Raw genomic sequence first — 23,855 nt, 5'->3', positions numbered from 1 at the left:
AAGGTTCGTCCGGAAAGGCCCCCGGCGGATCGGCCCGGGGGTTGGTTCCGCGCTCCACCCGGGGGTGGAGCGCGGGGTGGACCGCGAGGGTCAGCCGAAGAGCGCCGGCAGCGTCCCGGACCAGGCGGCGCGCAGCTCGTCGAGCCCGAGCACCGCGACATCCTGGATGTCCAGGGTCTTCTCGGTCGCGTCGACGACGCCGACCTTGGCCCACGGCTGCTGGCGGAAGCTGCACATCTCGGTGAACCGCAGCTCCTCGGTGCGCGGCACCGCGACCAGCACCCGGGCCGAGGACTCGCTGAACAGCGCGACGAACGGGTCGGAGTCCGGCGGCAGCACCACCCGGGCGCCGGTCTCGCCGGACAGGCACATCTCGACCAGCGCCTGCGCCAGGCCGCCCTCGGACAGGTCGTGCGCGGCGGAGATCATCCCGTCCCGCGACCCGGCCACCAGGATCTCGCCGAGCAGCCGCTCGGCGGCCAGGTCGACCTGCGGCGGGACCCCGCCCAGGTGACCGTGTTCCACCTCGGCCCAGGCGGAACCGTCGAACTCGTCGCGGGTCTCGCCGAGCAGGATCAGCGTCTCGCCGGTGTCGTGGCCGATGCCCGGGATCGTGCGCCGCCGGACGTCGTCGATCACCCCGAGCACGCCGACCACCGGGGTGGGCAGGATGGCGGTGGCGCCGGTCTGGTTGTAGAAGCTGACATTGCCGCCGGTGACCGGGATCCCGAGTTCTGCGCAGCCGTCGGCCAGGCCGTGCACGGCCTGCTGGAACTGCCACATCACCGCCGGGTCCTCCGGCGAGCCGAAGTTCAGGCAGTCGGTGACGGCCAGCGGCACCGCACCGGTGGTGGCGACGTTGCGGTAGGCCTCGGCCAGCGCCAGCTGCGCGCCCCGGTACGGGTCGAGCAGCGTGTAGCGGCCGTTGCAGTCGGTGGACATGGCCAGGCCCTTGGCCGAGTCCTCGGCCACCCGGACGATGCCGGCGTCGGCGGGCTGGGCCAGCACGGTGTTGCCGCGCACGTACCGGTCGTACTGATCGGTGATCCAGCCGCGGGAGCACAGGTTCGGCGAGGCGATCATCCGCAGCAGCAGCGGCCCGAGGTCCGAGACCTCTGGGCGGACAAGGGATGCCGTGGTGTCGGCCTGCAGGCCGTCCTGCGAGGCGGGCCGGGCGATCGGCCGCTCGTAGACCGGGCCGGAGTGGGCGACGGTACGCGGCGGCACGTCGACCACGACCTCGCCGCCGTGGGTGATCACCAGCCTGCCGGTCTCCGTCACCTCACCGATGACCTCGGCCGCCACCTCCCACTTGGCGCAGACGGCGAGGAAGTCGTCCACCTTGTCCGGGGTGACGATCGCGCACATGCGCTCCTGCGACTCGCTGGACAGGATCTCGGCCGCGGTCATCCCCTCGGCCCGCAGGTGCACCCGGTCCAGGTCGATCGCCATCCCGCCGTCGCCGGCAGCGGCCAGCTCGGAGGTGGCGCAGGACAGGCCGGCGCCGCCGAGGTCCTGGATACCGACCACCAGATCGGCGGCGAAGACCTCGAGAGTGCATTCGATGAGCACCTTCTCGGCGAACGGGTCGCCGACCTGCACGCTGGGCAGCTTCTTCCCGGAGCCCTCGCCGGAGAACGTCTCGGAGGCCAGCACGGACACGCCGCCGATGCCGTCCAGGCCGGTCGCCGAGCCGTACAGGATGACCTTGTTACCGGCGCCGGAGGCGTGCGCGGTGTACATGTCGGCCGAGCGCAGCACGCCGATGCAGGCGGCGTTGACCAGCGGGTTGCCGGCGTAGGAGGCGTCGAAGACGACCTCGCCGCCGATGTTCGGCAGGCCCAGGGAGTTGCCGTAGCCGCCGACGCCGGCGACGACACCCGGGACCACGCGCTGCGAGTCGGGGGCGTCGGCCGGGCCGAAGCGCAGCTGGTCCATCACCGCGACCGGGCGGGCGCCCATCGCCAGGATGTCGCGGACGATGCCGCCGACCCCGGTCGCCGCGCCCTGGTAGGGCTCGACGTAGGACGGGTGGTTGTGCGACTCGACCTTGAACGTCACGGCCCAGCCGTCGCCGAGGTCGACCACACCGGCGTTCTCGCCGATGCCGGCGAGCATCTTGCTCTGCATCTCCGGCGTGGTGGTCTCGCCGAAGTAGCGCAGGTGCACCTTGGACGACTTGTACGAGCAGTGCTCGGACCACATCACCGAGTACATCGCCAGTTCCGCGTCCGACGGGCGCCGGCCGAGGATCTCCCGGATGCTCGCGTACTCGTCGTCCTTGAGTCCGAGCTCGCGGTACGGCTGGGCCTGATCCGGTGTGGCGGAGGCGGTCTCGACGGTGTCCTGGGCCGGCACGGTCATGCGGCAACCTTCTGCAGATGGTCGACGACGGAGAGGAAGAAGCCGAGGCCGTCGTCGGTCGGGCCGGTCAGCGGGTCGATGGCGTGCTCGGGGTGCGGCATCAGCGCGGCGACACGCCCGTCGGCACTGCAGATCCCGGCGATGTCGCGGAGCGCGCCGTTGGGGTTGGCGGTGTAGTCGGGGGCCTGCGGGACGGCGCTGCCGATGTAGCGGGCCAGCACCCGGCCCTCCCCCTCCAGCTCGTCGAGCACCGCGGCGTCGGCGACGTACCGGCCCTCGGCGTTCTTCAGCGGGATCAGGATCTCGGCACCGGCCTCGAACCGGGAGGTCCAGGCGGAGCTGGTGTTCTCGATCTTCAGCCACTGGTCGCGGCAGATGAAGCGGAGCCGCTCGTTGCGCACCAGCGCGCCGGGCAACAGGCCGGCCTCGCAGAGGATCTGGAAACCGTTGCAGATACCGAAGACCGGCAGCCCGCCGCGGGCGGCGTCGATGACGGCGCGCATCACCGGGGCCTGCGAGGCGATGGCGCCGGCGCGCAGGTAGTCGCCGTAGGAGAACCCGCCGGGCACCACCACGGCGTCGACGGCCTTGATGTCCTCGTCGGCGTGCCAGAGGGCGACGGCCTCGCAGTCGGCGTAACGCGCGGCGCGGGCGGCGTCGACGTCGTCCAGCGTGCCCGGGAAGGTGATGACCCCGATCCGGGCCGTCATGCCTGGACCCGGGTCACGGTCCAGGTCTCGATGACCGGGTTGGCGAGCAGGGTGCCGGCGATCTGCTCCAGGTCCTCGTCGGTGACGGTGTCGTCGACCTCGAGGTCGAAGTGCTTGCCCTGGCGGACCGAGGAGACCCCCGGGTGTCCGGTACGGGCGAGCGCGGCGAGGATCGCCTTGCCCTGCGGATCGAGGATCTCGGTCTTGATCACGACGTCGACGGCAACGCGGGCCACGGCGGGGCTCCCTGTGTTGATGTTGACCCCGGTCCGCACTTCCAGCCGGGGTTCGGCCGTACCCCAGCCTATCGCGCCGCGGCGGCCCTCCTGGCCTCCGTGCGTTTGTGCCGGCGGACGAACAGGTAGATGACCGGCAGCGTCGCGATCAGCGGGAAGATGATCGCCACCGGACGCAGCAGCCACCAGATCAGCGTCGGTGAGGTGGCCTCGGACTGCAGCCCGAAGATAGCCCACTCCACGCCGCGGGACAGCGCCATGCCGGTGGTGTGGAACAGGAAGAGCGGCAGCGCGAACCGGGTGATCAGGCCCATCACCCGGGCGAACACCCCGCCGGAGCCCAGATGCCGGATCACCCACGGGCGGATCAGCTCGGACACCCCGACCTGGAAGATGGTCAGCGCGATGATGCAGACGGTGGGCGGCGCCATGTTCGACCCCTGGCCCGGCACGCCGACCATGGATCCCGGGTAGAGCCCGGAGAACACCAGACCGACCAGCGCGAACAGCCCGGTGAGGGTCATCGCCCAGGCCAGCTGCCGGGACTTCTCCGACTGGTAGGCCCAGTTGGTCCGGCCGGCCACCGAGGCCTCGGCGCGGTCCAGCCCGGCGATGCGTTCGTGGAAGTAGCCGAGCTGGAACGCGAAGCCCCAGACGAAGATCATGTTCGCCCACTCCACGTAGGGCACGTGGTAGCGGAAGCGCAGGATGTCGACGATCACCGACAGGCCGCCGAGGACGATCAGCACCAGCAGGTCGAACCGGCGGTGCAGCCAGACGGTGATCGGCATCATCAGCACGAAGAACAGGTACGCCGCGACGAACCAGAGCGGCGAGACCACCAGCATGACGGCCTTGCCCATCCAGTCCAGGTCGAACACCGTGCCGACGACGATGCCCAGCACGATCCAGGTGAGCAGCAGCAGGCCGGCCGGGACGGCCAGTTCGCGGGCCTGGCGCAGCACGAAGTGCCAGATCCGCTCACCGCGGCCGGCGGCCCGGCCCCAGGCCTTCAGGTGCACGAAGGCGCCGATGTAGAAGAAGACCGGCAGCACCTGGAGCAGCCAGGTGAAGATCCACAGGCCGGAGCTGAAGCCGAGCGGGCTGGTGGCGAACGGGCCGTCGTCGTTCCAGATCAGGATGGTGAAGCACCAGTGCCACAGGATCACGACCATCAGCGAGAAGGCCCGCAGGAAGTCGGCGAACGGATCGCGCTGGGTGAGGACCGCCTCGTCCGGTGCCGTCCCGCCCGGTGTCTTCTCGTTCATGCCCACCTCGTCACCCACCCGCGCGCCCTGCTGCCACGGGACACACCCGCCGCACGGCTTCCGGGTCCACCATAGGACCATGACCACATCCGGAGTCCGGACCGCGCCGCAGGTCCGCCACGTCCGGCACGCGCGTCGGTACCGGTGGATCGCACTGGCCGTCGCGGTCCTGCTGCTCGTGCTGAGCAACGTCATGTCCAACCGGGTGCTTCCCGGCTGGGCCTACGTGCCGTGGAACTTCGGCATGGCGGTGCTGCTGCTGCTGGTGGCGAAGTGGGGCGGGGCCGGGCCGGTGGCGGTCGGGCTGGGCATCCGGCACTGGCACCGGCCGGTCGGGGTGGGCCTGCTGCTGGCGGCCGGCACCGCGCTGATCTTCGCGCTCGGGATGATCCTGCCCGGGACGCGTGATGCGTTCCTCGACTCCCGGGCCGCCGACGCCGGGGTCGGTCTGATGCTCTACCAGGTGCTGGTGCGGATCCCGCTGGGCACGGTGGTGCTGGAGGAGGTCGCCTTCCGCGGTGTGCTGCCGGCGCTGTTCGGCGCCTCCCCGGCGATCCGCTGGCGCTGGGGACCGGTGCTGGGCGCGTCGTTCCTGTTCGGTCTGTGGCACATCCTGCCGTCGATCGGCATCGCAACCGGCAACCAGGCGGTCGCCGACGCGCTGGGCGGCAGCCAGGTGTGGGCGACCGTGCTGGCCGTGGTGTCGATGACCGTGGCCGGGGTGCTGATGTGCGCGCTGACCCGGCTCGGCAAGGGCGTGAAGACCACGATGCTGTTGCACTGGGCCACCAACTCGCTCGGCTTCGTCGCGGCCTGGCTGATCCTGCACTGATCCCGGCGCCGGGTGGGGTCCGGGGCTGGGAATAGCCTCAGCGGTATGCAGATCACCAAGTTCGGCCATTCCTGCCTGCTGGTGGAGGACGCGGACGCCCGCATCCTGATCGATCCCGGCAACTTCTCGGACGGCTTCCAGGGCGTCACCGGGCTGACCGCCGTGCTGGTCACCCATCAGCACCCGGACCACCTGGACATGGCGGCACTGCCCGCGCTGCTGGCCGCCAACCCGGACGCCCGGCTGATCACCGACCCGGAGACGGCGGGCAAGCTGGTGGCGGGCGGGGTGGAGGCTGTCGCGGCGTCGGCGGGCGACGCCTTCGACGTGGGCACGCCGGTGACCGTGCACGGCCGGGACCACGCGGTCATCCACCGCGAGCTGCCGGTGATCCCCAACGCCTCGTTCCTGATCGGCGGACGGCTGTACCACCCCGGGGACGCGCTGCACGTGCCGGACGTGCCGGTGGAGGTCCTGGCGCTGCCGGCCGCGGCGCCGTGGATGGCGGTCAAGGAGGCCATCGACTTCCACCGCGCGGTCGGTGCGGCCCATGCCTTCCCGATCCACGACGCGGTGATCGCGCCGGTCGCGGTGGGCGCGTACTTCGGCCGGTTCGAGACGATGGGCCCTTCTGGTGCGACCTGGCAGGTGCCGGTGAGCGGTACTCCGTTCGAGCTCTGAGGCGGGCGCGTGACGCTGGACCTGACCCGCTTCCGGGCACTGAGCTTCGACTGCTACGGCACGCTGATCGACTGGGAGAGCGGCATTCTTGCCGTCCTGCGCCCGTGGGCGGACGCTGCCGGGGTGGTCGCCTCCGACGAGGAGCTGCTGCAGGCCTTCGCCGCCGCCGAGTCCGATGTCGAGGCGGAGCAGCCGACACTGCTGTATCCCGATGTGCTCGCCGCGACCATGGACCGGGTGTGCACGGCGTTCGGGGTGGCGGAGTCGGCGGAGTGGGCGGGCCGGCTCGGCGCTTCCGTCCCGGACTGGCCGGCCTTCCCGGACTCCGCGGACGCGCTGGCGTCCCTGGCCCGCCGCTACCGGCTGATCATCCTGTCCAACGTGCACCGCGCGGGTTTCGCGGCCAGCAACCTGCGGCTGCGCGGTGAATTCACGGCGGTCATCACCGCCCAGGACGTCGGCGGCTACAAGCCGGGCCCGGCCCACTTCACCGCGCTGGCCGGCACTCTCGACGATCTCGGGGTGGCCCGTGACGAGCTGCTGCACGTCGCGCAGAGCCTGTACCACGACCACGTACCGGCCCACCGGGAGGGCCTGGCCTCGGTGTGGATCAATCGTCGGCACGACGCTCCCGGGTGGGGCGCCACCCGGGAACCGGGCGACGGGGTGGGCTACGACCTGGAGTTCCCGACCATGGCCGCGTTCGCCGCCGCCGTGGAGGCTGCTTTCGGCGACTGAGTGTCCCGCCTGGTGGCACGGTGCAGGAGCAGGGTCGCAGCGATGCCGATCGCCGCACCGATCACCGTCTCCAGCAAGCGATCCCGCAGCAGCACCAGCGGGTCGACGTGGTGTGCCAGCTGCAGCATGACCAGCGCCAGCGGGGTGACGAAGAGCAGCGCGAGCCCGTAGTTGCGGCCGACGAAGAGCTCCGCCCCGAGCTGCGCGGCGATGGCGACGACCAGCAGCACCGGTGCCGAGGGTGCGGGCAGCAGCACGATCGCGGCGATGGCCAGGCCGCCCAGCGTCCCCGCCACCCGGTGTCCGGCCCGGACGAGTCTCGCCGTGCGGCCGGCGCCGCCGATGGCCGCGGCGGCCGCCACCATCGCCCAGTACGGATGTCCCAGCCCGGTGACCGTGGGCACCAGCCCCGCAACCGCGATCACGATGCCCGCCTCCACCGCCGCGACGGCATTGATCTGTCCGGGGGCAGCCGGCGCGGCCGGACCCGGCGCCTGCCCGATGGTCCCGATCCCCAGCGCCACCACCGCCGAGGCGACCGCCACCCCGAGCGCCAGCGGCAGGTGGGCCAGGGTCTGCGGCACCGAGGCGCAGGCGGTCAGCGCGAAGAGGTGGAACAGCGCCCCCGGCGGATGCCAACGCAGCCGCTGCGACAGCGCGGTGATCACAGCGGCCGCGACGGCGGCGACCGGGATCACCAGCCACTGCCGGTCCGGCGAGATCGCCACTGCCGCACCGATCGTCACCGCGGCGACGAAGGCGATGCCGGCGGCGACCTGGGTGCGGAACCGGGCCCGGCGTGGTCGGTTCCGGCCGTAGAGCGAGCAGAAGGCGCCGAACGCGCCGTACAGCGTGAGGTCGGCCCGGCCGATCCCGACCAGGACGACCAGGGGCACCGCCATCGACACCGCAACCCTGGTGGCGACCCGGTGCGCCGCGGCGTGCGGCCCGACCGACGTGAACTCTCTGAGCAGACTCATGACGGTTCGATAGTTTACCCGTGAACTAGTTCGGTGGTCCTACGCTGCCCGTGTGAGTTCCTCGACACCCGACGCGGTGGATGCGATCCAGGCCCGGTGGCTCGAGCTGCGACCCGGCCTGGATGTCGAGGTGATCGGCATCATCGGCCGGATCCTGCGGTCGGCGACGGTGATCAACCGGCACAGCGACGAGCTGCTGGCGGGGTTGGGACTGGGTCGTGGCGAGTTCGACGTTCTGTCCGCCCTGCGCCGGACCGGCGGGCCGCTCTCCCCGGGGGCGCTGCGCGATGCCACCTCGGCGTCGGGCGCTGCGGTGACCAAACGGCTGAAGGCACTGGCCACCCGGGGCCTGGTCGTCCGGCACCCGGATCCGGCCGACGGCCGGGCCGCGCTGATCGATCTCACGGAGGCCGGCCGGGATGTCATCGACCGGGCACTGCCGGCCCAGCTCGATCTGGAACGCTCGCTGATCGCCGACCTGCCCGCGTCGCGCCGCCCGGCCGTCGAGGCTGCCCTGCGCGATGTCCTTGCCATGCTGGAGTGATGGTGGCCACACCGGGGCCCTGTCACGTTCGACGAATCCGCGGTGTCTTGATGCTCGAACGGATCCCGCTCCGGGATCCACCGGCACGAAGAGGTGCGTCATGGCTGCTCCGCTGCCCCGTGCGGTCTTCCCCGCTCCTGCGCCTGTCCAGGGCTCCCGCGCCCGGATCCCGCTGACGCTGCCCGGTGGGGTGTTCGGCAAGCTACTGGGCTGGTACTCGCGCCGGACGTACGGGAAGGTGATGGATCCCGGACTGGCGCTGGTGCACCACAAGCGGCTGATGGTCGCGGTGGTGTCGTTCGAGCAGCGGATCGCGAAGGCGAAGGCGCTCGATCCGCGGCTGAAGGCGCTCGCCGAGCTGGCGACGGCGGTCCGGGTGGAGTGCGAATGGTGCATCGACTTCGGCTTCCACGAGTTCGTGAAGCTGGGCCTGGACGCGGAGCTGCTGGCGGAGGTGCCGCGGTGGCGCGGATCGGAGCGGTTCTCGCCCTTGGAGCGGGACGTGCTGGAGTACGCGGATGCGATGACGGCGACCCCGCCGACGGTGACCGATGACTTGGCCGGGCGGCTGCGGGAGGAGCTCGGCGTGCGGGCCTTCGTCGAGCTGACCAAGATGATCTCCGTGGAGAACGAACGGGCGCGGTTCAACGCGGCGCTGGGGCTCGCGTCGCAGGGGTTCTCGGAGAGCTGCCGGGTGCCGGTCCGGTGACCGATCCGGGTCCGTTCTCCGCGCATCGTGGGCTGCTGTTCACGGTGGCGTACGAGATCACCGGGTCGGTGGTGGACGCCGAGGACGTGGTGCAGGAGACCTGGCTGCGGTGGTCGTCGCGGCCCGGCGGTGATGACGGGAGCCCTGAGGAAGTCCACGACGTGCGGGCGTATCTGGTGCGGATCGCGACCAGGCTGGCGCTGAACGCGGTGCGCTCGCGGACCCGGCGGCAGGAGGACTACGTCGGGCCGTGGCTGCCGGAGCCGCTGCTGACCACGCCCGATGTGGCGGACGACGTGGTGATGTCGGAGTCGGTGTCGATGGCGATGCTGCTGGTGCTGGAGTCGCTGTCACCGCAGGAGCGGGCGGTGTTCGTGCTGCGCGAGGTGTTCGGGTTCGCGCACGGCGAGATCGGCGAGGCGGTCGGCCGTTCCGATGCGGCGGTGCGGCAGATCGCGCACCGGGCGCGGGAAGCGGTGCAGGCGAGACGGCCGCGGTTCGAGACGGATCCGGCGCAGGTGCAGTCGGTGCTGGAACGGTTCTGGGCGGCGGTGACGACCGGCGAGCTGGAGCAGCTGATGGACGTGCTGGCCCCGGACGTGGTGGTGCACAGCGACGGCGGCGGCATCCGTTCCGCTGCCCGGCGCCCGGTGTCCGGTCGCGACAACGCGGGCCGACTCATCCTCGGTCTGGCCGGCAAGGCCACCGCCGCAGCGAGTTTCGAGACCGTCCTGGTCAACGGGATGCCCGGCGTGGTGCTCCGGCTCAACGGCGAGGTCGACACGGTGGCGGTGTTCGAGACCTACCAGGGTCTGGTGTCCCGCATCTACATGGTCCGCAATCCCGACAAGCTCACCTCCCGTGATCCGGTGCGGCTGAGTCGCTGAGCCACTCCGGGCGATCGGCACCCAGGCGCGTCGTCGATGTCCAACAGGGCAGAGTGTCGCCGAGACTGCCGGGCGGTGCCACCACCTCGACCGCGGTCGTGGCGCCCTGCAGAGTGACCATTCTCGGAATCGATTGCGGCTGTGCCGGTTCGTTGTCGGCGGGGGCTGCGACTCCGGTGAGCCAGCGGGCGGTGGTGGCGAGCGAGAGCCGGGCGTGGCTGGTGCGTCCGCTGGTGATCCGGTCGGCGATCGCGAGCATCGCGGCGGCCGCGGCCAGGTACCCGGTGCCGTGGTCGAGCACCTGCGCCGGGAGCGCGGCCGGCGGACGGTCGGGGCCACCGGCTTCGAGGACGGCGAGTCCGGATGCGGCCTGGACCAGCGAGTCGAACCCGCGCCGGTCCGCCCATGGACCAGAGGTGCCCCAGGCGGAGAGGGAGATCACCGCCAGGTGCGGGTACCGCTCGCGGAGGTCGGCCGCGGACAGCCCGAACCTGTCGAGGGCGCCCGGACGGTAGCCGTGCACCAGGACGTCCGCCGTGCTCAGCAGCTCGTGAAGCACTGTTCTGCCGGCCGCGAGATCGACGGTGGCGCTGCGTTTCCCGGAGAGGGTGTCGACGGCGGCGTCCTCGAGTTCCGGGTACTGCGGCGGGTCGATACGGAGCACGTCGGCTCCCCAGGCCGCGAGTGTCCGGGTGGCGACGGGGCCGGCGATGACCCGGGTCAGGTCCAGCACTCTGACTCCCGCAGCGGGGAGGGGCGGTGGCGCCTGGGTCGTGTTCGCGGGGCCCGCTGCCCGGTCCCAGGCCACGAGTGGGGCATCGGCGGAGGCGCGGCCTTGTGGGTGTGCCGCCCACTCCTGCGGCGTCCGTACCGCCGCGCAGAGCGCGCCGACGGCGGCGAAGCGTTCCTCCCAATCCGTGGATGTCCGGGTGAGCAGTCGTTGTCCGACGATGTCCGAGTCGGGGCTCTCTGGTCCGAGATCGAGTGCGGTCAGCGCTCGTTCGAGGTGCCAGGGGTAGTTGGTGTGCAACCGCACCCAACCGTCGGACGTCGGCCAGAACCGGGACAGCGGCGCGAACAACGTCTCCGGTACCGACTCCCCGAGGCGATGGGCGTACCGCTCGCTCCGCCCGGCGATGGCTGCGTCGGCCAGGCTCACCTCCGGGCTTCCGGGATGACCGCCCCGAGCTGACCACAGGATCCCCGCGGCTGCGGTGGAGCAGCCGATGGTGGCCGCGAGCGCGGGGAGCACCGGCAGTCGGGAGGGCAGGCTCGCATCTCCGGTCCAGCGGACATCCGGGACCGTCGATGACTCCGACAGCGCGGTCTCCGGCAGCGAAGACCCGGAGAGCGCGACCCACGCCGTGGTGAACAGCGCTTCGACTGCCTCGATCTGGTCCACACCGCGGACGGTAGACCCGATCTCGCTCCTGCGCTCCGTCGGCAGGTCAGAACGGGGGTGGCTCGTCGGCATCGGTCACCTGCTCTGTGGCGTCAGTCGTGGTGGTGATCCAGGTGTCGGTGTGGGTCCATTCGCCGGGGTCGGTGGTGGCCGGTGGTGGTTTCTCGGCGATGCGGCCGGTGGCGGTGGTGAAGGTGGCGGAGCGGTCGGGGTGCTTGCGGATGGTCCAGTCGGTGTGGGTCTTGAGTCGGTGGTGGAAGCGGCAGTAGGGCTCGAGGTTGCACAGGTCGGTGGCGCCGCCGGCGTCGGGATCGTCGTGGTTGTAGGGGATGTGGTGGTCGGTGTCGCAGCGTTCGGCGGGTCGGCTGCAGCCGTACCAGGAGCAGGTGCGGGACAGGGCGCGGACCTTGCGGGCCAGGTCGGTGGAGGGCACGTAGCGGCGCTTGGACGCGCCGACGGGTGCGCCGGTGGCGGGGTCGATGATGACGAGTTGGACGGAGGTGAACAGGGCGGCGATGGTGCGGGCGAGGTCGGGTGAGACGGCGCCGTAGTGCTCGAGGTGGCCGGGGTGCTGGGCGAGTTCGGCGTAGGTGTCCAGGGACAGGGTGAGCAGCAGGTGCGGGGTCAGTCCGCGGCGGACGGTGCGCGGTCCGGGTGCTGGGCTGATCAACGGGTGGGTGCAGTTCTCGTGGGCGTCCTCGCAGGGCCGTTCCTGGTGGCAGCGGGGTCCGAGTCGGGTCGCGAACTCCCTGACCCGGCGGGCACGGGCTTCTTCCTTGGCTTCTTTGGCTGCCGCCCAGGCGAGCTCGTCCACGACGGTGTCGGCGGGCCCGGCAGGTCCGGGCGCCTGTTCGTCAGGGTCGACCGTGGTGGTCGTGCCCGCATCTGGATCTGTGAGTGCTGCCCCGGAACGGGTCTCAGGGTCGTTCGAACCGGTCGGCGCCTGGGCGGCGTCGGCCTGGTCGTGATGAAGTTCGTCCTCGTCCGGTGGCGGGTCGTCGGTCCGTGGATCCTGCGCGGGACCGGATCCGAAACCTTCACCACTGCAGGATGTCTCGCCGCCTTCTACCGACATCTCGTCACGACCGGACCCTGGGTCGACGGCCCGCTCGTCACCCACGTCCGCGCTGCGCCCGGAACTGTCGACGGCCCGGTCGACCGGCTCCGCACCGGCAGGGTTCAACTCGTGAGCGTCGCCGGCACTCCCTTCGGCGGCACTCCGCCCGGCTGAGTCCTCTCCGCAGGCCTCCCACTCCGTGGAGTTCCGCTCGTCCGGGTCCTGATCGTCGGCCCGCCTGTGCTCGGCGCGCATGCCATCGGCACTCCGGGCATCGGGCGCGATACCGCCACGGCCCCGCTCCTCATCGAGGTCGTGGTCCTGCTCGTCGCTGGCGGTGTCCACGACGGGCTCACCGGTGTGATCGCGTCCCAAGCCCTCGTCATCTGCACCGTGGTCGACGTTCTGGTCGTCGACGTCGTACCCGCTGATGTCCTCACCGTCAGCTTGATCGACGTCAGAACTCTTGTTGTCCGGACACTCGCCGGCGCCGTAACGTCCCGACCCTTCATCACCGCCACTGTCGACGGCCTGACCATCGGTGTCGTCGCCGCCATGACGGTTCTCGTCGTCCGGGCAATCTCTCTCCGGGCTCCGACCAGAGGAACCCTCTTCATCGAGGTCCTGCTCGCCCGAGCGCTCGCCGTCAGCGCGGTCGGCTCCGAAGCCCTCGTCGTCGACACCGTTGTCGCCTTCCGGGCCGACCGTGTCTGCACCTCTGAGGTCCTGACCGTCGGCTTCCTCCCCGTCAGAACTCTCCTCGTCCGGGCCGTGGCCGTCCGGGCTGCCGTCGAAGAGATCGGTATCGGCAACCTGGTCGGCGCCGTCGTCCTCACCGTCCGAACTGTCGCCACTCGATCCGTCGCCACCGTCAGGGCTCTCAGCGTGGGGGCCGTCGCCGTCCGAGCCCTCACTGTCGGGGCCGTCGCCGTCCGGGCTGTCGCAGTTGAGGCCCTCGCCGTTCCCAGCGGGGTTCTCGTCCCCGCCTTCGTCGTCGGGGCTCCCACTGTCGCCTTCGGGATTCTCGATGTCGCCGTCGCCGTCGCCGTCGCCGTCGCCGTCGGTGTCGGTGTCGCCGGCGGCGTGGCGGGCCAGGTCGGGGTCGGCGGCCAGCACCGCGGCGGCGGCCAGGATCCCGGACACATCCACCGCCCCTCCTTCGGCCAGCCGGGCGAAGATCGACACGAACACATCCGCCCGACGCTGCGCCAACGTGCGCCCGTCCTGCTCGTCCAGGGTGCGGGCGATCGCATCGATCAACTCCTGCACCATCACCGCGTCCTCCACCCGCAACTCGGCGTAGAACCGGGACATCGCATGATCCAGATCCCGCCGCCCCGTGCACCGCTGCTGGAAAGCCCGCTCCTCCGCCTCCGCGGCCGCCACCGGGTGCATGTCCAGCCACAACCGGTCCAGCAGCCGCTCCAACTGCGCCGGCGCCCGACCCGGCACCATCGCCAACGCCCGCGCCTCGAACTCCCCGACCCGCTCCGGGTCCTCCACGCGCATCGCCCGGTCGTGCACCATCCGCGCCCGCTGCTGATCCAGACCGCCCCGCTCGAACATCGCCCACGTCGCCGGCAACTCGCCGACCAGGTTCAACGCCCGATCCACGAACAGATCACCCGACACCGGCGAGAGCGTCAACGCCGCCGACACCTCCGCACCCGCCATCCGCCGCCGCGCGTCCGCCCGCTCCCTCGACTCCTTCGAACCTGCAAGCCCGGCCTGCTCCGCCGCAGCGGCTTTCGCCGGGTACTTGAGCAGACCGATCGCCGACGGGATCTTCTCCGGCGCCGCCAACGCCGCCGCCCACAGATACATCCGCGCCTGGACGAACGACACCGCCTCCCCCGCCGCAGCCACCCCGTCCGCCACCGCCCGACCCGAGAGCTGCAACGGATCCTTGGACACCAACGCGGCCAACGCCGCCACCGCACGCCGATCCGCCGGCAGCTCCCGCCCCTTCCTGCGGCGACGCGCCATCACAACCCTCCCTTCGACGAGAACCGGAAACCTCACCCCGAGGCAACTGCCAACAAACTTACCAGTTCGGAACACGCGATGGAACAGATGTTCAGAACTTCTCGAACTACTTCGCTCCGCGACCCTCGGGTGACACCCTGCTATCTGCAACAGATATCGTGCAAGCAGCCGGCGACCGGCTGTTCGATGGGCGGCACGCATACGGCATCGCCGGCGGAACCAACCTCCGCACAGCAGATCTCAGTCACTGCGACAACAGCGCAACCCCACCGGTTGCCTTCGCCGTGCCACTCGACCCTCCCCGAGGAAACATCCCGCGAATCAGTTTCGACAGGCAGACCCACCCGCCCTTCGACATTAGAACCACCACGGCCTTTCTCGGAGAACAACGCACCACGAGGCACCGACAGGTGCCCCGAATGCGACACCCGAGCCGATCCGCGGCCCCCGACATAGCCGCCGATACTTGCTATCCACCAGCACTTTTCGGGCTTCATGAGGACACACTCTCCTGGTGTCGGATGGACTCAACCTCACGGCGAGGTTGAGTCCATGCGGTTCCATCCCTGGCCGTCGGCGTGGTGCCGCATCCACCTCATCGCCGGACAGGCTCCGGCATTCACCGGAAGCGAGTGCGAGTCGGGTCCGCCGGCGACGGTGTCGGCAGGACCGGAGAACGCCGACCACCCGGCGCTGCCGACCAACCACCCAGCATTTCGCCTGACGTGCTCCCTGTGGCGTATCGATCGGCACACTGCTCGACCCCGGCCGGACCGCTCCGTCGCCGCCCGCCCGTTCGACCCGCCGCCACGTGCCGACACCCATCCTGGCGCGGTCGACCCCGGATAGCGACGTCATCGTTCAGTCCCAGCGCCGCAACGTCATGACCTGAGCCCACACCCGCGCACCCGCGCACCCGCGCACCCGCGCACCCGCGCACCCGCGCACCCGCGCACCCGCGCACCCGGAAGGGCAGCCTGACCGGTCGACGGCGCTCAGGTCATCGGCGTCGGCGACGTCACAACGGCAACCGGCGGAACGACATCTGTTGAGCTGCAGCCTGTTCCGATACAGAGACGCCGGCTGCACACGCACGGACTGCACGTGGGCTCCGTCACGCAGGCTTCCGCAGCGACTTAGGGTCCACTAACTTCCAGGGAAAGGAACAGCAACGGCAGGAGCAGGCGCGTGCGGGACGAGGAACTGGGCCAGGACGAGGCCACACTGCGACTGGTCGCGTGCCCGGAGTGCTCGGCACCCGCGGAGATCGTCGACTCGTCGAGGATCGGCTCCACCGGCGGGCCGATGGAGGTGGTCAGGGTCCGCTGCGTGGTCGCGCACCAGTTCCTGATGGCCGCGGAGCGCCTGCACCACCTCTGAACAGCCGCGACCCACCACCACACAGCACCCGCGAGCTACACCGGCCAGTCCCCGAAGGACCGTCCGGAGATCCTCTCGTAGGCCTCGACGTAGCGCGCCCGGGTCGCCAGCGCGACATCGTCCGGCAGCGGCGGCGGCGGGGTGTCGGAGGCCCGGTCCCAGCCCGAGTCCGGGCCGGTCAGCCAGTCGCGGACGTACTGCTTGTCGAAGGACGGCTGCACCGCACCCGGCGCGTACCCGTCCGCTGGCCAGAACCTGGACGAGTCCGGGGTGAGCACCTCGTCGCCGAGTGTGAGGGTGGTGCCGAGCAGTCCGAACTCGAACTTGGTGTCCGCCAGCAGCACCCCCCGACTCGCGGCATGCACCGCCGCCCGGGCGTAGACCGCGAGCGTCACGTCCCGCAGCTGCTGCGCCCGCTCCGCACCGACCGCGGCCACCACATCGGTGAAGGTGATGTTCTCGTCGTGCTCCCCCACGGCCGCCTTCGCCGCCGGGGTGAAGATCGGCTCCGGCAGTTTCGACGACTCGACAAGCCCGGCCGGCAGGGCGATCCCGCACACCCCGCCGGTCGCCCGGTAGTCCGCCAGCCCTGATCCGGTCAGGTACCCCCGCGCCACGCACTCGACCGGGAACATCTCCAGCCGGCGGACCAGCATCGCCCGTCCGCGGACCTCCGCCGGCACGTCCTCGACGCTCAGCACGTGATGGCCAACCAGGTCCTCCAGCAGGGAGAACCAGAACACGCTCATCGCGGTCAGGATCCGGCCCTTGTCCGGGATCGGGGTGGGCAGCACGTGGTCGTAGGCACTGATCCGGTCGGTGGCGACCATCAGCAGCACATCACCCGGTCCGTCGACAGGCGCGTACAGCTCGCGGACCTTGCCGGAGGCGAGGTGTGTCCAGCCGGGCAGGTGCAGGGGTGTGCTCACGCGCGGAGCCTACCGGTCGCCGCGACGCAGGAACCAGGCAGTGGACGCGGCCGCCAGAAGCCATGCCGCACAGCGACTGTCAGAATCCGAACACACATCGTCGCAGAACTGTGCTACACCTGACAGCAGGACCGCATCGTTCGGTTGCCTCTTCTCCTGATTGCACACGGCTCACGCCGGCTGTGCTGTGTTCCGTTCCCGGGATCCGATCGACGACGTCGAACCCCGCGAACGGCCCTGTCACCACCCGCACCACTCCGCATGATCGACCCCATGGAGGCCGGAATGACCGACAAGGATCTGACCCACCTGTACGTGCTGCTCGACCGATCGGGCTCGATGCAGAGCATCCGGACCGACACCGTCGGCGGGTTCGCCGCCTTCGTCGAGCAACAGAAGTCCGCCCCCGGGCGCTGTCTGGTGACCCTGGCCCAGTTCGACGACCACTACGAGATCGTCTACCGCGACAAGGATGTCAACGACGTCGGCGAGCTCGACCTGCAGCCGCGCGGCAGCACCGCACTGCTGGACTCCATGGGCCGGCTGATCACCGAGGCCGGCGCCGAGCTGGCCGCCCTATCCGAGGCGCAGCGGCCGTCGTCGGTGATCGTGGTGGTGATGACCGACGGTCTGGAGAACGCGTCGCGCGAGTGGACGCCACAGGCGATCCGGGCGCTGGTCGAGCAGCAGCGGTCCGACTACCAGTGGGTGTTCACCTATCTCGGCGCGAACCAGGACGCCATCGCCGTCGGCGAAGGTCTCGGTGTGCACCGGGATTTCGCAATGACCTTCACCGGCCGGCGGGCCCGCACGGCCATGCGCAGCGCCGGCGCCAACGTCGCGGCGTACCGGACCGCGGTCGCCGGCGGGGCGCCGCCCGTCCAGGCCGCCCCGGCCTTGGCCTGGTCCGACGCCCAGCGGGCCGACGCGCGTGCCGAGGACACCGACGACGAGAACTGAACTCCGGCAACAACAACCATCAGAACGACAACTACGCGGACGGGACGAGACCCCGGCGTCGCAGCAGCGGAGCGATGTCGGCGTCCCGTCCGCGGACCGCCCGGAACGAGTCCATCGCGTCCCGGGAACCACCGACGGACAGCAGCTCGGCCCGGAACAGGTCGCCGTTCTCCCGCCGCATGCCGCCGTGCTCCTTGAACCACTCCACGGTGTCGGCGTCGAGCACCTCGGCCCACAGGTAGGAGTAGTAGCCGGCCGCGTAGCCGCCGGCGAATATGTGCTGGAAGTAGGCCGTCCGGTAGCGCGGCGGGATGAGATCCGATGCCAGGCCGGCCTTCTCCAGCGCCTCCGCCTCGAACTCGGCCGCCGACGGGATGTCGGTCTCCGGGGTGACCCGGTGCCAGGCCTGGTCCAGCACGGTGGCGGCCAGGTACTCCACAGTGCCGAAGCCCTGACCCCAGAGCTGTGCCGCGTCGATCGCCGCCACCACGTCCGCCGGCAGGGGTTCACCGGTCTCCACGTGCACGGCGTAGTGCAGCAGCACCTCCGGCCACATCGCCCACATCTCGTTGACCTGGCTGGGGAACTCGACGAAATCGCGAGGGACGGAGGTGCCGCTGAACCGCGGGTACGCGACCGTGGAGAACAGGCCGTGCAGCGCGTGCCCGAACTCGTGGAAGAGAGTGCTGACCTCGTCCAGGGTCAGCAGCGCCGGGCCGCCCGCAGCGGGGGCCGGCACGTTGAGGTTGTTGACCACCACCGGGGACTTGCCGAGCAGCCGGGACTGGTCGACGAAGGAGTTCATCCAGGCGCCGCCCCGCTTGCCGATGCGGGCCAGGTAGTCGCCCAGGTAGAGCCCGATCGGGGTGCCGTCAGCATCGCGGACCTCCCAGACCCGCACGTCCGGGTGGTAGCCCTGCAGATCCTCGCGCAGGTGGAAGGTCACCCCGTAGACCTCGGTCGCGGCATGGAACACACCGTCCGACAGCACCCGGTCGAGCTCGAAATACGGTCGCAGGGCTGCGGTGTCGAGGTCGTACCGGGCGGCGCGGACCCGCTCGGCGTAGTAGGCCCAGTCCCAGGGTGCGAGTTGCACGCCGTCGACGTCCGCCAGCTCCTGCAGCGCGACCCGCTCCCGGGCGGCGTTGGCCATCGCCGGCGCGACGACCTGTTCGAGCATGCCGTCGACGGCATCCACGGTGCGTGCGGTCTGGGTGGCCATGGTCAGCGCGGCATGGTGCTCGAACCCCAGCAACCGGGCGCGGCGGGCCCGCAGCCGGGCGATCTCCACGGCCAGATCACCGTTCTCGGGTGCGCGCTCCACCGAGGCCCGGTGCAGGCGCTCGCGCACGGACCGGTCCCGGAGCGCGGACAGCGCCGGTTGACCGCTGGGCAGGATCAGCCGGATCAGGTACTTGCCAGGGTGGCCGTCGGCGGACGCCGCAGCGGCAGCTGCAGCGATCTGCGCCGGCTCGAGTCCGTCCAACTCGGAGGCGTCGTCCAACAGCAGCGCGCGCTCCTCCATCGAGGACTGCAACTGCTGACGGAACCGGGTGGTCAGCTCTGAGATCCGCCGGTTGAGCTCACGCAGCTCCGTCTGCCCGGCATCGTCGAGTTCCGCACCGGCCAACCGGAAGTCCCGGTGGTAGCGCTCGACGAGGAAGATCTGCTCCGGGTCCAGCCCGCTGTCCAGCCGCGCCTCGTGCACTCGCGAGATCCGCTCGAACAGCGCCCGGTCCAGGTACAGCGCATCGGAGTGCGCGGCCAGTTCTGGCGCGTACGCGGCCTCGACCGCCTGCAGATCCGGGCCGGCGACCGAGGAGATCAGGTTGCCGAAAACGGCGCCGGCCCGCTCCAGCGTGCGCCCGCTGCGCTCCAGCGCCTCGACGGTGTTCGCGAACGTCGCCGGGGCGGGATCGGCGGTGATGGCGGCGATCTCGGCCAGGTGCTCGGCCATCCCGGCGTCCAGTGCCGGACCGAAGTGCTCGGTACGGATCTGCGCGAACGGCGGCAGGCCGAACGGCAGGGTGGACTCGTGCAGCAGCGGGTTGTCGGTCACGGCCCCAGGGTAGGCCGCTCACCGTGAACCGCCAGGATCAGGCGGGTCGCACCAGGCGGGCGGGCGGCTCCGTGGCGACCAGGTCGGCCAGGTCGTCGAGCGGGATGCCGAGCGCCCGGGCCAGGGTGACCACCGTGCCGAAGGCCGGCGTCGGGATCCGCCCGGTCTCGATCTTCCGCAGCGTCTCGACGGAGATGTCGCAGGCAAGGGCGACCTCGATCGGGCTCCGGCCGCCACGCGCGGTCCGCAGCGCGGAGCCGAGCATCCGGCCTCGTTCACGATCGGCCTCGGTCAGCGGGGGACGCACCATGCCGACGATTCTAGCGGGATAACTGTACCGTGATACAAATACCGGGATAGAAATACCAGCAGCACGGGAGGACCATGTGATCGAACTCAAGAGCCCCAGCCAGATCGACGGCATGCGCGCCGCGGGCAAGGTGGTCCGCGAGGTGCTGGAGACCGTCCGTGCGGCGGCGGCTCCCGGTGTCAGCACCCTCGAACTCGACGAGGTGGCCCGGGACGTCCTGCGCCGGAACGGGGCCATCTCGCCGTTCCTGGACTACCAACCCGCGCCGTCGATGCCGCCGTTCGCCGGCGTGATCTGCGTGTCGGTCAACGACGCGGTGCTGCACGGAGTGCCGGGCAAGGAACGCCTGGCCGACGGCGACCTGCTGAGCATCGACGCCGGGGCCACCCTCGGCGGTTGGACCGGTGATGCCGCGATCAGCCTGTCGGTCGGTGAGCCGGACCCGGCCGACACCGCACTCATCGCGCTGGCGCAGCAGGCCCTGGCGGCGGGTATCGCCGCTGCCGTTGTGGGCAACAAGGTGGGCGACATCTCCGCCGCCATCGGCCATGTGGTCCGCAGCGGCGGCTGCCGGATCAACACCGACTACGGCGGGCACGGCGTCGGCCGCACCATGCACGAGGCCCCGTCGATCCCCAACGACGGCCGGCCCGCGCGCGGGTTCCCACTGAAGCCCGGACTGACCATCGCGATCGAGCCGTGGTTCTTCGCCGGCGGCGGCAAGGCCTACCGGACCGACCGGGACGGCTGGACGTTGCGCAGCGTGGACGGCAGCCGCGGGGTGCACGTGGAACAGACGGTGGCGATCACCCCGGACGGGCCGGTCGTGCTCACGGCGTGAGCCCGGGCGCGCGGTAGGGCAGCCTGTCCTGCACAATGTGCATTGTAGGAGCGAGCCGGAGGTCCGCCGCCGCGACGGACCTCCGGCTCTTCGACAGTGAACATCGGTGGTCAAGCAGATCCGCCGAACTGCAGATCCGGGAGCTGGGCTCGGTCCCCGCCGCGGGATGAACCGGATCAGCCACCGCCGTTCCTGTCGAACAAGGTAAGGCTAACCTAGCTCTCGCGGCGCCGTCAAGCCCCCGGATCTACTCTCGATCCATGCGTGTTCTCGTGGTCGGCGCCGGCGCCGTGGGCGGGTACTTCGGTGCCCGGTTGGCGGCCGCCGGAAGGGATGTCGCCTTCCTGGTCCGGCCCGCCCGGGCGGCCACCCTCACCGAGCACGGGCTCCGGATCAACGAGCCCGACGGCAGCGGCTCCCGGATCCGTCCGACGCTGGTCACGGCCGACCGCCTGCAGCCCGGCTGGGACCTGGTGCTGCTGTCGGTGAAGGCGTACGCCCTCGATGCCGCCCTGGCCGACCTGACGCCCGCCGTCGACGGGCGCACCGCGATCCTGCCCGCGCTCAACGGCATGCGGCACATGGACGTGCTGCGCGAGACGTTCGGGTCGTCCGCGGTGCTCGGCGGCGTGGCGTTCATCTCCGCCCACCTCGACGACGCGGGCGTGATCGAGGTGGGCGGCGTCCTGCCTGCGCTCACCTTCGGGGAGACGGACGGCCGACTGTCGGACCGGATCACCGGCGTCGACCGCACGCTGCGCGACGCCGGCTTCGCGACCCGGCTCTCGGAGACCATCGGGCTCGACATGTGGGAGAAGTGGTACCTGCTGGCGGCCGCCGGCGCGTTCAACACCTTGATGCGCGGGCCGATCGGGCCGGCGGTGGCCGTCCCCGGCGGCCGGGAGACCGCGCTGGCGATCCTGGCCGAGACGGGAGCGGTGTGCACCGCCGCCGGTTCCGCCCCGCGGTCGGCCGCCGTCGAACGGGCGCGGGCCATGATGACCGACACCGATTCACCCTTCACCACGTCGATGTACAAGGACCTGGTCGCCGGGCACCCGCTGGAGGACGAGCAGATCATCGGTGACCTGGTCGACCGGGCGGAGACGGCCGGGGTGGACGTCCCGTTGCTGCGCGCAGCCCGGGCCGCGCTGGCGGTGGGCGGTGCCGGAGCGGGTGCCAGACCAGTCTGACAACGGTGTCAGAATGGTGGGACCCACCCACCCGGAGGACCGCGATGCCCCAGCTCCACGCCGACGCCGTGCTGTTCGACCTCGACGGGACCCTCGTCGACTCCACCGCCAGCGTCATGCGCAACTGGGCCAAGGTCGCGGTCCGGCTCGGTCGCGCCGGTGAGGACCTCGTCGCCGACAAGCACGGGATGCCCGCGCGTCAGGTGGTCGAGCTGATCGCACCGGACCTCGGTCCCGACGGCTGGGACGAACTCGCCGCCTTCGTCCTCGACGGCGAGGTCAACGACACCCACGACGTGGTCCCGACTCCCGGCGCGCTCGACGTGCTCGCCGCGCTGCCGCGGGACCGCTGGGGCGTGGTCACCAGCGGCACCCGGAAGCTCGCCACCCGCCGGATGCAGGCCGCCGGGATCCCGGTCCCGGACGTGCTGGTCACCGCCGACGACGTGCGGGTCGGCAAGCCCGACCCGACCCCGTTCCGGCTGGGCGCCGAGCGGATCGGTGTCCCCGCCGACCGCTGCATCGCCGTCGAGGACGCGCACGCCGGCATCGTCTCGGCCACCGCGGCCGGGTGCCAGGTCCTCGGCCTGCTGACCACCTACGACCGGCTCGAGGTGCCGGCCGTGCCCGACCTGCGTTCCGTCGCAGTCGGTCTCGCCGACGGCGTGATCACCTTCGGCTGGGACTGACCCCACCGCGCCGGGCGGAGGTCCCGGCGCTACCCTCGGGCCATGAAAGCTGTCCAGTACCGGCAGTACGGCGCCGGCCCCGAGGTCGTCGAGATCGCCGACCCGACACCGGGTCCCGGCCAGATCCTGCTGCGGATCACCGCGGCCGGGCTGTGCCACTCCGACGACTTCATCATGTCGCTGCCCGCGGAGAAGGCCGCCCGCTACGCCCTGCCGATGACGCTGGGCCACGAGGGGGCCGGGGTCGTCGCGGCGCTCGGCGACGGGCTCGACGAGCAGGCCGGGATCGCCGTCGGGGACGCCTGTCTCGTCTACGGCGCCTGGGGCTGCGGGGTCTGCCGCAACTGCTCGCTGGGCCGGGAGAACTACTGCACCCGGGCAGCTGCACTGGGACTCCGGTCCCCCGGACTCGGCGCCCCCGGGGCGCTGGCCGAGTACATGCTGATCGACTCGCCCCGGCACCTGGTGCCCATCGGCGATCTGGATCCGGTGGCCACCGTCCCGCTCACCGATGCCGGCCTCACGCCGTACCACGCGATCAACCGCTCGCTGAGCACGCTGGTCCCGGGGTCCACGACGGTGGTGATCGGCGCCGGTGGGCTCGGTCACGTGGCGATCCGGCTGCTCCGGGCGATGACCTCGACCCGGGTGATCGCGCTGGACGTCAGCGACGAGAAGCTGGAGCTGGCAAGGGAGGTGGGCGCGCACGAGACGGTGCGGTCGGACCCCGCGGCGATCACCGCGATCCGGGACCTCACCGGCGGGAACGGCGCCGAGGTGGTGCTGGATTTCGTCGGGGCGCAGCCGACGGTGGACATCGCCACCCGGGTGGTGGCGATCGCCGGCGACGTGCATGTGATCGGTGTCGGCGGCGGGGCCGCCTCCGTCGGGCAGGTGCGGACTCCACTCGGGGTGTCGGTGTCGGCGACCTACTGGGGCACCCGCAACGAACTGGCCGAGCTCGTCGAGCTGGCCCGCCTCGGCGCGCTCACCGTGGAGACCGAGACCTTCGGCATCGACGACACCCCGGAGGCCTACCGCCGGCTGCACGACGGCACGATCCGCGGCCGCGCGGTGATCGTGCCCGGCTGAGCCCGCTC

22 protein-coding genes are annotated in these 23,855 nt (G+C 71.2%); 12 read left to right on the top strand and 10 right to left on the bottom strand.

What is annotated here, in order from left to right; genetic code table 11:
- Positions 1-90 precede the first annotated feature (90 nt).
- The 4 genes from purL to GIS00_RS19225 all read right to left on the bottom strand — a co-directional run bounded on the left by purL (position 91) and on the right by GIS00_RS19225 (position 4,578).
- Positions 91-2,364 (bottom strand): phosphoribosylformylglycinamidine synthase subunit PurL, encoded by a 2,274-nt coding sequence (gene purL / locus GIS00_RS19240; RefSeq protein ID WP_154770053.1) that lies wholly within the window; start codon positions 2,362-2,364, stop codon positions 91-93.
- Positions 2,361-3,074 (bottom strand): phosphoribosylformylglycinamidine synthase subunit PurQ, encoded by a 714-nt coding sequence (purQ, locus tag GIS00_RS19235; RefSeq protein ID WP_154770052.1) that lies wholly within the window; start codon positions 3,072-3,074, stop codon positions 2,361-2,363. The genes purL and purQ overlap by 4 nt, the downstream gene beginning before the upstream one ends.
- Positions 3,071-3,310, bottom strand: coding sequence for a phosphoribosylformylglycinamidine synthase subunit PurS (purS, locus tag GIS00_RS19230; protein ID WP_322098148.1), 240 nt, complete (start codon positions 3,308-3,310; stop codon positions 3,071-3,073). The genes purQ and purS overlap by 4 nt, the downstream gene beginning before the upstream one ends.
- Positions 3,311-3,378: 68 nt before the next feature.
- A complete protein-coding gene (locus tag GIS00_RS19225; RefSeq protein WP_154770051.1) occupies positions 3,379-4,578 on the bottom strand; it encodes an acyltransferase family protein in 1,200 nt (399 codons plus the stop codon).
- Positions 4,579-4,657: 79 nt separating this feature from the next.
- Between GIS00_RS19225 and GIS00_RS19220 the strand changes: the two genes are divergently transcribed.
- From GIS00_RS19220 to GIS00_RS19210, 3 genes are read left to right on the top strand one after another with little or no spacing between them, the layout of a single operon-like run.
- Positions 4,658-5,410 (top strand): CPBP family intramembrane glutamic endopeptidase, encoded by a 753-nt coding sequence (locus tag GIS00_RS19220; RefSeq protein ID WP_196073362.1) that lies wholly within the window; start codon positions 4,658-4,660, stop codon positions 5,408-5,410.
- A 45-nt stretch (positions 5,411-5,455) separates the two neighbouring features.
- Complete coding sequence (locus GIS00_RS19215) at positions 5,456-6,091, top strand: MBL fold metallo-hydrolase (RefSeq protein ID WP_154770049.1); 636 nt, start codon at positions 5,456-5,458, stop codon at positions 6,089-6,091.
- 15 nt (positions 6,092-6,106) lie between these two features.
- The gene (locus GIS00_RS19210) at positions 6,107-6,829 is read left to right on the top strand and encodes a haloacid dehalogenase type II (protein ID WP_154770232.1); all 723 of its coding nucleotides are present in this window, start codon (positions 6,107-6,109) and stop codon (positions 6,827-6,829) included.
- Here GIS00_RS19210 and GIS00_RS19205 read toward each other — a convergent pair.
- On the bottom strand, positions 6,763-7,809 hold the full coding sequence (locus GIS00_RS19205; RefSeq protein WP_154770048.1) for an FUSC family protein: 1,047 nt from the start codon (positions 7,807-7,809) through the stop codon (positions 6,763-6,765). The genes GIS00_RS19210 and GIS00_RS19205 overlap by 67 nt on opposite strands.
- 52 nt (positions 7,810-7,861) lie before the next feature.
- Here GIS00_RS19205 and GIS00_RS19200 point away from each other — a divergent pair, with 52 nt between their 5' ends.
- The 3 genes from GIS00_RS19200 to GIS00_RS19190 all read left to right on the top strand — a co-directional run bounded on the left by GIS00_RS19200 (position 7,862) and on the right by GIS00_RS19190 (position 9,949).
- Complete coding sequence (locus tag GIS00_RS19200; protein WP_154770047.1) at positions 7,862-8,353, top strand: MarR family winged helix-turn-helix transcriptional regulator; 492 nt, start codon at positions 7,862-7,864, stop codon at positions 8,351-8,353.
- 100 nt (positions 8,354-8,453) lie between these two features.
- The gene (locus GIS00_RS19195) at positions 8,454-9,062 is read left to right on the top strand and encodes a carboxymuconolactone decarboxylase family protein (RefSeq protein WP_154770046.1); all 609 of its coding nucleotides are present in this window, start codon (positions 8,454-8,456) and stop codon (positions 9,060-9,062) included.
- Positions 9,059-9,949: an RNA polymerase sigma-70 factor gene (locus GIS00_RS19190; RefSeq protein ID WP_322098146.1), complete on the top strand. Its 891-nt coding sequence runs from the start codon at positions 9,059-9,061 to the stop codon at positions 9,947-9,949. The genes GIS00_RS19195 and GIS00_RS19190 overlap by 4 nt, the downstream gene beginning before the upstream one ends.
- Here GIS00_RS19190 and GIS00_RS19185 read toward each other — a convergent pair.
- On the bottom strand, positions 9,915-11,351 hold the full coding sequence (locus GIS00_RS19185; RefSeq protein WP_322098145.1) for a CoA transferase: 1,437 nt from the start codon (positions 11,349-11,351) through the stop codon (positions 9,915-9,917). The genes GIS00_RS19190 and GIS00_RS19185 overlap by 35 nt on opposite strands.
- A gap of 46 nt (positions 11,352-11,397) precedes the next feature.
- On the bottom strand, positions 11,398-14,394 hold the full coding sequence (locus tag GIS00_RS19180; protein WP_196073361.1) for an HNH endonuclease signature motif containing protein: 2,997 nt from the start codon (positions 14,392-14,394) through the stop codon (positions 11,398-11,400).
- A 1,188-nt stretch (positions 14,395-15,582) separates the two neighbouring features.
- Here GIS00_RS19180 and GIS00_RS19175 point away from each other — a divergent pair.
- Positions 15,583-15,774: a hypothetical protein gene (locus GIS00_RS19175; protein WP_154770042.1), complete on the top strand. Its 192-nt coding sequence runs from the start codon at positions 15,583-15,585 to the stop codon at positions 15,772-15,774.
- 35 nt (positions 15,775-15,809) lie between these two features.
- Here the strand turns inward: GIS00_RS19175 and GIS00_RS19170 are convergent, their stop codons facing one another.
- Positions 15,810-16,703 carry a phosphoribosylaminoimidazolesuccinocarboxamide synthase gene (locus tag GIS00_RS19170; protein ID WP_322098144.1) on the bottom strand — a complete coding sequence of 298 codons (894 nt, stop codon included), beginning with the start codon at positions 16,701-16,703 and terminating at the stop codon, positions 15,810-15,812.
- A 285-nt stretch (positions 16,704-16,988) separates the two neighbouring features.
- Between GIS00_RS19170 and GIS00_RS19165 the strand changes: the two genes are divergently transcribed.
- Entirely contained in the window at positions 16,989-17,663 is a 675-nt protein-coding gene (locus tag GIS00_RS19165; protein ID WP_154770041.1) for a vWA domain-containing protein, read from the top strand.
- Between the two features lie 31 nt (positions 17,664-17,694).
- Here the strand turns inward: GIS00_RS19165 and GIS00_RS19160 are convergent, their stop codons facing one another.
- Together GIS00_RS19160 and GIS00_RS19155 are read right to left on the bottom strand one after the other, a co-directional pair.
- Positions 17,695-19,722 carry a M3 family metallopeptidase gene (locus tag GIS00_RS19160; protein WP_322098143.1) on the bottom strand — a complete coding sequence of 676 codons (2,028 nt, stop codon included), beginning with the start codon at positions 19,720-19,722 and terminating at the stop codon, positions 17,695-17,697.
- A gap of 37 nt (positions 19,723-19,759) precedes the next feature.
- A complete protein-coding gene (locus tag GIS00_RS19155) occupies positions 19,760-20,032 on the bottom strand; it encodes a helix-turn-helix domain-containing protein (protein WP_154770040.1) in 273 nt (90 codons plus the stop codon).
- Between the two features lie 76 nt (positions 20,033-20,108).
- On the opposite strand from GIS00_RS19155, the gene map reads away from it, so the two are divergent.
- The 4 genes from map (at position 20,109) to GIS00_RS19135 (ending at position 23,847) form a co-directional block, all read left to right on the top strand.
- Positions 20,109-20,873: a type I methionyl aminopeptidase gene (gene map, locus GIS00_RS19150; protein WP_322098142.1), complete on the top strand. Its 765-nt coding sequence runs from the start codon at positions 20,109-20,111 to the stop codon at positions 20,871-20,873.
- A 260-nt stretch (positions 20,874-21,133) separates the two neighbouring features.
- Positions 21,134-22,066 (top strand): ketopantoate reductase family protein, encoded by a 933-nt coding sequence (locus GIS00_RS19145; protein ID WP_154770039.1) that lies wholly within the window; start codon positions 21,134-21,136, stop codon positions 22,064-22,066.
- Between the two features lie 44 nt (positions 22,067-22,110).
- A complete protein-coding gene (locus GIS00_RS19140; protein WP_154770038.1) occupies positions 22,111-22,755 on the top strand; it encodes an HAD-IA family hydrolase in 645 nt (214 codons plus the stop codon).
- Between the two features lie 42 nt (positions 22,756-22,797).
- Complete coding sequence (locus GIS00_RS19135) at positions 22,798-23,847, top strand: NAD(P)-dependent alcohol dehydrogenase (RefSeq protein ID WP_154770037.1); 1,050 nt, start codon at positions 22,798-22,800, stop codon at positions 23,845-23,847.
- Positions 23,848-23,855 lie beyond the last annotated feature (8 nt).

Origin of the sequence: Nakamurella alba (assembly GCF_009707545.1) — a bacterium.
In the GTDB taxonomy this organism is placed as follows: Bacteria; Actinomycetota; Actinomycetes; order Mycobacteriales; family Nakamurellaceae; genus Nakamurella; species Nakamurella alba.
The sequence above is the reverse complement of the archived record's forward strand: the minus strand, read 5'-3'. Positions and strand labels throughout refer to the sequence as shown.